Here is a 9,853-nt window from a genome sequence, read left to right as displayed (position 1 = left end):
GGCGCGTGCCACGCGCGCCGTCCCCCCACCGCCTGCCGCAGCGCCGCCACCGCGGCGGACAGCACCGTGGCAGCGACCACCGCGGCGACCAGATGGTCCGGCCAGCCCTGCCCCATCGTCCATGCGCCCGCCGCCGCCATCATCACCGCGGCGTTGGTCAGCACGCCGTTGCGGGCGCACAGCCAGACCGCGCGCAGCGACACTACGCCGCGCCGTCCGGCGAACAGCAGGACCGCCACCGTCAGGCTCGCCCCCATCCCGAGAAGCGCGACGAGGCTCATCACCGGTGCGTCGGGAACCGTTCCGGCGTAGGCGCTCCACGCCGTCGCGGCCACCACCCCCAGCCCGAGCACGGTCAGCGCCAGCCCTCTCGCCAGCGTCGCCCAGCCGCGGGCCTCCAGCCCCCGCCCCATCATCCACAGGCCGACGCCGTGGGTCAGCGCGGCCGCCAGGAAATCCAGCGCGCTCGCCCGCAGGGCCATGGATTGCGTCTCCAGCCCGGCGGCCAGGGCGACGGCGGCCATCAGCCCGTTGACGAGCAGCGCCATGCGCAGGGTGCGGCGGTAATCGGCTTGTCGTCCACTGTTTGAACGACCATCACTCCCACAGGAGCCTCCACAGCAATTGCCGGCCATCCCGTCGCCCTCCGCCCGCGCCACGCGCTCCGTTTCTCACGGAAAGCTAATGTACGCGGTCCGGCCCGTCCATAGGCCAGGCCGTCATTCAGCCCATTCCGGATCGCTGGTGAAGGCGATGGTGAGCCACCGGTCGGGACTTTCGCCGCCGATCGCCGCGCCGACCTCGTCGCGGATCCTGTCCCACTCCTCAAGCGTGCGCGGCGGCCAGCCGCTCGGGACGATGAAGAACAGCTCGATCTGCCGGCCCCGGCCCACCCGCGCGACGTAGGCGCGGTAAGAGGAGAAGCCGTGGCGCCGCACGATCTCCGACGCCACGGCATCGACATGCCGCTTGAGGTCGACGGGCGTGACCAGCAGGACGTCGGCCAGCGCTTGCCGCATCGTCCCCACCGGAATCGGGATGACCACCAGACAGACCAGGGCCAGCACCGCCGGGTCGATGTAGGGCGACATCCATTGAAGCCGGGTGCCCTGGATCAGGTAGCCGAAGACGAAGGCGACGAGCAGGGCCGCGGTGAGCGCCGCCGACATGATCCAGGCCTTCGCGTCGAGCGCCAGGAAGTCGGAGCGGACCGTCCGGTTCGCCCGCGTCGCGAAGACCGCCATGCCGGCCGCCACGAGAACGGTCACCGCCGCGTAGACGATCGCGTGGTCGAAAGCCAGATCGCGGCCCCCCGTCATCAGGCTGCCGACAGCGTTGATGAGCGCGTAGATCGCCGCTCCCATCAGCAGGGTGGCGTTCAGCCCGAGGACCATCGGTTCGAGATGCCAGAAGCCCATGGTGAAGCGCTCGACCAGTTTGCCGCGGCGTGGGCCGGCACTGGTCGAGGCGGCGATCAGGTTGGACACCAGCAGCGTCACCATCGTCATGCTGGCGTCCACCAGCGAATAGATGCCGTCGAAGACGATGGCGAAGGAGCCCGACAGAAGGCCGAACAGGATGCCGGCTCCCGCCAGAAGCACCGTGACGGCGATGGACAGGCGAAGAACCTTCTGCTCGGCGGTCATGCGTGCTCTCCCTTTCCCCTGTCCATGATTCAGCGGTCGCCATGCTTTCATGCATAACGGCCCCGGCAACACGGCAAATCCGATTTTCCAATCCGGACCGCCAAGCCCTTGCCGGAACCGCCGGCCGCTCCAGGCTCATTTCGAATCGGACCCCGCCGATTCGCCAACTCCAAAATGGGAGGGTGGACATGACCGTCGTTGCCGAGGTTCTGAACCGCAAAGGCCATACCGTCGCCTCGATCCTGCCGTCCGAAACCATCCGGACCGCCGCCCGCACGCTGACCGACCGGCGCATCGGCGCCCTGGTGGTGTGCGACCGCCGGGGCCGGCTGGCCGGCATCCTGTCGGAGCGCGACATTGTCCGCGCCGTGGCGATGCATGGCGCCGACGCGCTGGATATGCCGGTGGAGGATCTGATGACCCGGCAGGTCAAGACCTGCCGGCCGGAGGACACGATCAAGGACCTGATGCAGATGATGACCCTGCGCCGCCATCGCCATGTGCCGGTCTGCAACGAGGCGGGCGACCTTGCCGGCGTGATCTCCATCGGCGACGCCGTGAAGGCCCGGTTGGACGAGCAGGCCCACGAGGTGGCCGTTCTGAAGGATCTCGCCCTGGTCCGCTAGTGGCACCTCGGACCTCGACCGAGCCCCCGGACGGGGGAGCCGAAGACCAAGCGCACTCCATGAGGCGAAGAGGCTCCCCCGGTCGCGCGCCGATTGGCGCTAACACGTCTCCGCGTCCTGAAATCCCAGGGCGGCGTTCGGATATTCGGTAACGCTTCGTTCCCGAACCTTCGGACCCGACATGCCACGCCGCTACCCGACCCACCTGAAGATCCTGGTCGTCGAGAACAACCCGCTGCTGCTGCGGGCTCTGCGGGACATGCTGGAGCATTGGGGGGTCGGTCAGGTCGCCCCCGCCGCCAATGGGCAGGAGGCGATGGAGCTGCTGCGCCGGGAGCCCTACGACCTGATGGTCACCGACTGGGTGATGGAACCGGTGGGCGGCGGGCAACTCGTCCGGTGGGTGCGCAGCTCGGTCAGTTGCCTCAGCCCCGATCTGCCGATCATCGTCCTGACCGCCAACGCCGACGTCGCCACCGTGCGCGCCGCCTGGGACGCCGGGGCTGACACCGTGCTCGCCAAGCCGGCCTCGGCCGCCACCATCGCCCGGCGGATCGAAACCGTGCTGAACAATCCCCGCAGGGGTGGACGTTCCCAGGCCGAGGCGGCCACGGCGAAGCCGATGAACAACAACACGCCTCCCTCCTCCCGCCCGGCGCCGGCCCGTCCGGCGATCTCCTCCGCTCCGGCTCCCCTGCGCCTGCCGCCCCCGCCGCAGCGCCTGCCCGGCGCGTCCACAACGGAAACGGGTTCGCTGCGCTCGACCGATCCGAAGATGGTCCGGCTGGTGCTGGCGCTCGACCGGATGGAAAGGGCGCTGGCCTGCCCTGACGCGCTGGGCACGCGGCTGCGCCACGCGGTGTCCGATCTGCAACTGGCCGCCGCCGGCAACGCCGCGGCAACCGCCATCGTCGCGTCGCTGTCCATCTGCGTCACCTGGGTGGAGCATGACGGTGAGAGCTTCCAGGAGGCGGTGCAGGCCCATATGGACGCCCTGCGCTGGACCATCAGCATCGGTGGCGGGGCAGACTCCTCCGCCGCCTTGCGGGTGATGGTCAGCGCCCTGCGCGCCATGGTGCGCAGCCTCAGCCTGCGCGACGGCAATGGTCCCAGCCTGTGGCCGGACGGCGTCTTCGGCGCGCCGGATCACGGCGGCGACGCGGGTCATTCATCCGGTCATTCTCCTGGCCATTCTCCCCTGCCGCCCGCCTGAAGACTTCCCATATCGGGTAAAGAGCCCCCACCCTAACCCTCCCCCGCTCTCGCAGGGGAGGGGGCTGCCGCCGCTTCGCAGAAGGCACACTCCCTGGCGAAGCGGGGGAGGACCGCGGTGAGGGCAAGGTTCCAGCGCCTATGGACGCGAGCGGGAATGTCCCGCCGGAGGGCGATTCCCGTCCGTCCGTTTCACAGCGCTGCGAGCGCCGGACCGTTCCTTGCTTTTTGCATGGGGAGGCCCGGCGCCGGTTGCCGAATAAGACAGCCTTCGTTACCTTTTTGCTTGTCGAACAAACACAAGAAGCGGCGCGGCGAACGCGCCCCGAACAGCGCTTTTCAGGGCGCCATAAAGGGGATGGAACAATGGCTCTCGCAACCGTGACCCTGGACGACAAGTACGCGCTTGAACAAGGCCGCGTGTACCTGACGGGAACCCAGGCGCTGGTGCGCCTTCCGATGATGCAGCGCCAGCGCGATCTTGCCGCCGGGCTGAACACCGCCTGTTTCATTTCGGGTTACCGCGGATCGCCATTGGGCGGCTTCGACCAGAATTTGTGGAACGCGCGCAAGTTCCTGGAGAAGAACCACATCCGCTTCCAGCCCGGCGTGAACGAGGAGCTGGGCGCCACCGCCGTCTGGGGCAGCCAGCAGGTCGGCATGTTCCCCGGCGCCAAGTATGACGGCGTCTATTCCATGTGGTACGGCAAGGGTCCGGGCGTCGACCGGTCGGGCGATGTGTTCAAGCACGCCAACGCCGCCGGCACCTCGCGCAACGGCGGCGTGCTGGTACTGACCGGCGACGACCACAACGCCAAGTCCTCCACCTTCCCGCACCAGTCCGAACACGCCTTCATGCACGCGATGATCCCGGTGCTGAACCCGTCGGGCGTGCAGGAGATCCTGGATTACGGCCTGATCGGCTGGGCGATGAGCCGCTGGTCCGGCTGCTGGATCGCCATGAAGACGATCGCCGAGACGGTGGACACCTCGGCCTCGGTGTACATCGACCCGCACCGCGTCAGCCCGATCGTCCCCGCCGACTTCCCGATGCCGCCGGGCGGCCTGAACATCCGTTGGCCCGACCCGCCGCTGGAGCAGGAATACCGGCTGATGAAGCACAAGCTCTACGCCGCCCTGGCGTTCGCGCGTGCCAACCGGCTTGACAAGGTGATGATGGCCTCGCCGCGCCCGCGCTTCGGCATCGTCACCACCGGCAAGAGCTATCTGGACGTCCGGCAGGCCTTCGACGAGCTGGGCATCACCGAGGAGATGGCCGCCGACTGGGGCCTCACCGTCTACAAGGTCGGCATGCCCTGGCCGCTGGAGCGCGACGGCGTGCGCCACTTCGCCGAGGGGCTCGACGAGATCGTCGTGGTCGAGGAGAAGCGCGCGGTCATCGAGAACCAGCTCAAGGAGCAGCTCTACAACTGGCACCCCGACGTCCGCCCGAAGGTGGTCGGCAAGTTCGACGAGCATGGCGAGTGGATTCTCCCCTCCGCCGGCGAACTGTCGCCCGCCCAGATCGCCGTGGTCATCGGGCGCCGGCTGGAGCGCTTCGTCGACAACGAGAACCTGAAGCGCCGCGTCGCTTTCCTCGACGCCCAGGAAAAGCAGAAGGCCCATCAGGCCCGCGTCATCCGCAAGCCGACCTTCTGCTCCGGCTGCCCGCACAACACCTCCACCCATGTGCCGGAGGGCAGCCGGGCGCTGGGCGGCATCGGCTGCCACTACATGGCGACGTGGCTGGACCGCAAGACCGACACCTTCACCCAGATGGGCGGCGAGGGCGTGCCCTGGGTCGGCCAGGCGCCCTTCACCGAGGAGAAGCACATCTTCGCCAACCTCGGCGACGGCACCTACTACCATTCCGGCATCCTGGCGATCCGGCAGGCCATCGCGGCGAAGGCCAACATCACCTACAAGATCCTGTTCAACGACGCCGTGGCGATGACCGGCGGCCAGCCGGTGGACGGCACGCTGACCGTCCAGTCGCTCGCCAACCAGCTCCGCGCCGAGGGCGTGGGCCGCATCGTCGTCGTCTCCGACGAGCCGGAGAAGTACGGCATCGGCGACGGCCTGCCGCAATACACCAGCGTCGAGCACCGCGACGACCTGGAGCGCGTGCAGAAGGAGATGCGCGAGGTTTCCGGCGTCAGCGTCCTGATCTACGACCAGACCTGCGCCACCGAGAAGCGCCGCCGCCGCAAGCGCGGCAAGATGGTCGATCCGGCCAAGCGCGTGATCATCAACGAGCTGGTCTGCGAAGGCTGCGGCGACTGTTCCGTCAAATCCTCCTGCGTGTCGGTGGTGCCGCTGGAGACGGAGTTCGGGCGCAAGCGCCAGATCGACCAGTCGAGCTGCAACAAGGACTATTCCTGCACCAAGGGCTTCTGTCCAAGCTTCGTGACGGTCGAGGGCGGGCAGCTCCGCAAGCCCAAGCCCGCGGCCGCCAAGGCCGGGGCCGACCCGTCCGATCTGCGCACCCCCACCCTGCCCGCGCTCGACCGGCCCTGGGGCATCTACGTCACCGGCGTCGGCGGCACCGGCGTGGTGACCATCGGCGCCCTGCTCGGCATGGCCGCCCACATCGAGGGCAAGGGCGTCGGCGTACTGGACATGACCGGCCTCGCCCAGAAGGGCGGTGCGGTGACCAGCCACATCCGCATCGCCGCCACGCCGGAGGACATCCACTCCGTCCGCATCGCGGCGGGCGGGGCCGACGCGGTGGTTGGCTGCGACCTGATCGTCGCCGGGGCGGGCGACGCCCTGTCGAAGATGGCGCACGGCCACACCCGCGCGGTCATCAACACCCACGACACCATCACCGTGGACTTCCTGAAGAAGCCGGACTTCGCGATTCCGGTCCGCGATCTGGTGGCCGACATCCGCAAGGCCTGCGGCGAGGGGGCGGTGAACGCCTTCGACGCGACCAAGCTGGCGACCGCGCTGATGGGCGACAGCATCGCCACCAACCCCTTCCTGATGGGCTACGCGTGGCAGAAGGGCCTGATCCCCATCACCGCCGAGGCCATCCTGAAGGCCATCGAGCTGAACGGCGTGGCCGTCAGGATGAACACCGACGCCTTCAACTGGGGCCGCCGCGCCGCCGTCGATCTGGCCGCGGTGGAGGCCGCCGCCAACCCGCCGCAGGAGCAGGCCGCCGCCCATGACCTGTTCATCCTCGACCAGCGGCGCGCGTCGTCCAGCCTGGACGAGGCCATCGCCCGCCGCACCGCCTTCCTGACCGACTATCAGGACGCGGCCTACGCCAGCCGCTACCACGCGCTGGTCGACTGGACGCGGCGCGTCGAAGGGCAGAAGATCCCCGGCTCCACCGCCCTGACCGAGGCTGTGGCCAAGGGCTACTTCAAGCTGCTCGCCTACAAGGACGAGTATGAGGTGGCCCGGCTCTACACCGACACCGGCTTCGTCGAGCAGGTCGGGCGGATGTTCGAGGGCGACTACAAGCTGGTGTTCCACATGGCCCCGCCGGTGATGGGCGAGACCGGCGAGGATGGCGGCGAGCCGAAGAAGAAGCGCTTCGGTCCGTGGATGCTGAAGGCCCTGCGCCTGCTCGCCAAGGGCAAGCGGCTGCGCGGCAGCCCGCTCGATCCCTTCGGCTGGCTGGCCGAGCGCCGCATGGAGCGCCGCCTGATCGCGGAGTATGAGGCCATCATGGGCGAGATCCTGCACGGCCTGACCCGCGACAACCACGCCACCGCGGTGGAGATCGCCAGCCTGCCGCAGGAGATGCGCGGCTACGGCCCGGTGAAGGCCCGCAACGTCGAGGCGGCCAAGGCGAAGGAGGCCGCCCTGCTCGACGGCTTCCGCCAGCCCGCCGCCCCGCAGCCGATGGCCGCGGAATGAGGACGGTCCTGTAGAGGGAGAATCAGGGCGGCAGGTCCAGCCTGTTCAGCGCCTCCGCCCAGACCTCCGCGGCGCGGACGGGCTCCAGATGATGGTCGCGAGGGTTCCGGTTGCGGAACTCCTCGGCGACCAGCCCGCTCTCCGGATCGGTGATGCACGGGGTTATGTCGACGAAAGGCAGCCCGCGCGCCTCCGCCTCGTCCCGCAGGCGGGCGTTGTAGCGGTGGGTCAGCTCGGTGCGCTGGCGCAGCGTGGCCGTCACCTCATGCCGGGCGCGGGCGACCTTGCCCTGGCTCTGGCCGTCCCGGATGGTCGGCAGCACCGCCCCGGTCAGCACCAGCGTGGGATAGCCGGCGTCCAACAGATCGTCCACGAAGGCGGCGCAGGCCGCCACCGAGTCCGCCAACTGCCGCTCGACACTGTCGCCGTGCTTCTGCGCCCGCCACCAGATGACGAAACCGCAATCGACTTCGCCAAGCTGGATGACGGGGATGGCGTCCGCAAGGGCGGGCAGAAGCGCCTCTTTGAACAGGGCGACGGCGTGGGTCTGGCTTTCCGGGTTTCGCAGCCCGATCGAGGTGGCGCCGGGAACCAGCAGGCAACGCGCCTTGCGGTTCAGCAGGCGGAGCGCCGCAGCGACCTCGAAGGATTGCACGTGGCTGTCGCCGATGAAGTACCAGTCCCGCATGCCCCACGTTCCACGCCGTCGTCGGCATAGAGTGGAGCGGCGGTAGGGTGGGAGTAAACCGGGAAAGCAAGAGTGGCGGGCCATCCCGACGCGATGGCTCGAAGGTCCAGCCACCCCGTGGCAGGGGAGCGCGAGGGGCGGCGGGAGCCCCTCGCAAAACGCACTCTCCCCGTCTCAGCTGTCTTTCGGCTTGTGCGTGTCGCTGATCGGCTGGACACCGCCCGGCTGCTGCTCCTGCTGTTGCTGGGGCTGCTGGTCCTGCGGAGGCTGCTGGTTCTGGTTCTCGTTCTGCTGCGGCTCGGGGCGGCGCGGGCCGGCCTTGACGTCGTTGTAGACGGCCTCGGCGACGCGCAGCAGGTCCTCCTTGGACATCCGCCCGGCCAGCGCGTAGGCCAGCGGGCCTTCCACCCAGTAGATGGTCGACACGTCGCCGTTCTGCGAGAAGCCGAACTTCGCCTGGTTGCCGGAGCGCGGGGCGCCGACGAACAGGGTGACGCGCTTGTTGGCCTCGTTCACGTACATGTACTGGGCGCCGGCCCCCAGTTCGGTGGGCAGCGACCGCCCGCCGATCAGCCGCAGGCCGACCTTGCCCAGGTCCGGGCCGAACACGTCGCGCCCGACGCGCTTGGACAGCCAGCTGTTCAGCTCGTCCTGGTTGTCGGCGCCAAGTTCGACCTGGAAACGCTCGTCGGAGGTGTAGAAGCGGTGGGCCTGGGTGGCCTCCTCCGCAAAGGTCTGGAGCGTCTGGCGCTGCTGGACGACCGGCGACTGGTCGACAGCGCCGCGGCCCAGCCAGCCACCGCCGGCACCGCCGACGATCAGCATGATCGCCGCGGCCATGCGCACCCAGGAGCGGGCGTGCCAGGGGGCGGCGTTGTCGTTGCCGGGCATGCGCCCGCGCAGCTTGCCCGTCAGCTCCTCGACCGGGCCGCTGGCCGGCTCGCGCAGCACGGGGTCGAAGAGTTCGTGCAGCAGCGCGGCCTGGGCGCGGTAATCCTCGGCCCGGCGGGCGGCATCGGGGTCGTCGGCCAGCCATCGCTCCACGAAGAGCCGGCGTTCCGGAGCCAGTTGCCCATCCACGTAGGCATGCAGTTCGTCGTCCGTTACGCAATGCGCGTTCATCACTTCACCCGCCTGAGGGCCACCGAGCCCTCGTTCGCCAGCTTCGCCCTGACCGCCTCGCGCGCCCGTGAGAGGCGCGACATGACGGTCCCGATCGGAACGCCGAGCGTCTCGGCGACCTCCTCGTATTTCAGGCCCTCCAGCGCGACGAGGAGCAGCACCTTGCGCTGCTCCTCCGGCAGGTCGTCGAGCGCGCGCATCATCTCGCGCAACTCCACCCGTTCTTCCTGCCGGGCCGGCGTCACCAGCTTCGACTCGACGCTGTCCACATCGACCTCGTCGGGCCGCGACGCTTTGGAGCGGACCTGATTGACATGGACGTTGTGCAGGATGGTGAAAAGCCATGCCCGCAGATTCGTCCCCGCCTTGAAGGTGTCGGCGCGCGCCACCGCGCGCGTCAACGCCTCTTGCACCAGATCCTCGGCATCCGAACGGTTGCGCAGCAACGCGCGCGCGTAGCGGCGCAACGACGCAATGTGGACTTCCAGCTCGACCCCGAACGTGCTCAACCGCGCACCCGATTGTTGCCTCGAAGGCTCCACGGACCGCCGGGTGGCGGATCATGGCACTCCTTCAGGTAGGAACGGGTGGCGCGCCCTCCCAGGGCCGAGCCCCCTGCAGGACCCGGTACGCCAGGATGAACGCCCCCCGCTTATCGTTTATTCCAGACTTTGATGCGCGTGCAGCAA

At 68.9% G+C, this 9,853-nt stretch carries 7 protein-coding genes and 1 pseudogene; 3 read left to right on the top strand and 5 right to left on the bottom strand.

What is annotated here, in order from left to right; translation table 11 throughout:
• Positions 1–548, bottom strand: a 548-nt coding sequence (locus tag H0B54_RS30345) for a cation transporter (RefSeq protein ID WP_188262951.1), incomplete at its 3' end; no start/stop codon positions are given.
• A 171-nt stretch (positions 549–719) separates the two neighbouring features.
• On the bottom strand, positions 720–1,646 hold the full coding sequence (locus H0B54_RS27360) for a cation diffusion facilitator family transporter (RefSeq protein WP_188262950.1): 927 nt from the start codon (positions 1,644–1,646) through the stop codon (positions 720–722).
• A gap of 188 nt (positions 1,647–1,834) precedes the next feature.
• Here H0B54_RS27360 and H0B54_RS27355 point away from each other — a divergent pair, with 188 nt between their 5' ends.
• The 3 genes and pseudogenes from H0B54_RS27355 to H0B54_RS27345 all read left to right on the top strand — a co-directional run.
• A complete protein-coding gene (locus tag H0B54_RS27355; RefSeq protein ID WP_145628624.1) occupies positions 1,835–2,272 on the top strand; it encodes a CBS domain-containing protein in 438 nt (145 codons plus the stop codon).
• Between the two features lie 181 nt (positions 2,273–2,453).
• Positions 2,454–3,485: a response regulator gene (locus H0B54_RS27350; protein WP_188262949.1), complete on the top strand. Its 1,032-nt coding sequence runs from the start codon at positions 2,454–2,456 to the stop codon at positions 3,483–3,485.
• A 362-nt stretch (positions 3,486–3,847) separates the two neighbouring features.
• Positions 3,848–7,354, top strand: a pseudogene (locus tag H0B54_RS27345) (indolepyruvate ferredoxin oxidoreductase family protein); the annotation flags it as partial.
• 22 nt (positions 7,355–7,376) lie between these two features.
• Here the strand turns inward: H0B54_RS27345 and H0B54_RS27340 are convergent.
• From H0B54_RS27340 to H0B54_RS27330, 3 genes are all read right to left on the bottom strand, one after another.
• Positions 7,377–8,042: an SGNH/GDSL hydrolase family protein gene (locus H0B54_RS27340; RefSeq protein ID WP_188262947.1), complete on the bottom strand. Its 666-nt coding sequence runs from the start codon at positions 8,040–8,042 to the stop codon at positions 7,377–7,379.
• 174 nt (positions 8,043–8,216) lie between these two features.
• Positions 8,217–9,164, bottom strand: coding sequence for an anti-sigma factor family protein (locus tag H0B54_RS27335; protein ID WP_188262946.1), 948 nt, complete (start codon positions 9,162–9,164; stop codon positions 8,217–8,219).
• Positions 9,164–9,673 (bottom strand): sigma-70 family RNA polymerase sigma factor, encoded by a 510-nt coding sequence (locus H0B54_RS27330; protein WP_014239953.1) that lies wholly within the window; start codon positions 9,671–9,673, stop codon positions 9,164–9,166. The genes H0B54_RS27335 and H0B54_RS27330 overlap by 1 nt, the downstream gene beginning before the upstream one ends.
• Between the last annotated feature and the right edge of the window lie 180 nt (positions 9,674–9,853).

Source organism: Azospirillum tabaci (assembly GCF_014596085.1).
In the GTDB taxonomy this organism is placed as follows: Bacteria; Pseudomonadota; Alphaproteobacteria; order Azospirillales; family Azospirillaceae; genus Azospirillum; species Azospirillum tabaci.
This window is presented reverse-complemented; position numbering and strand designations above follow the sequence as displayed.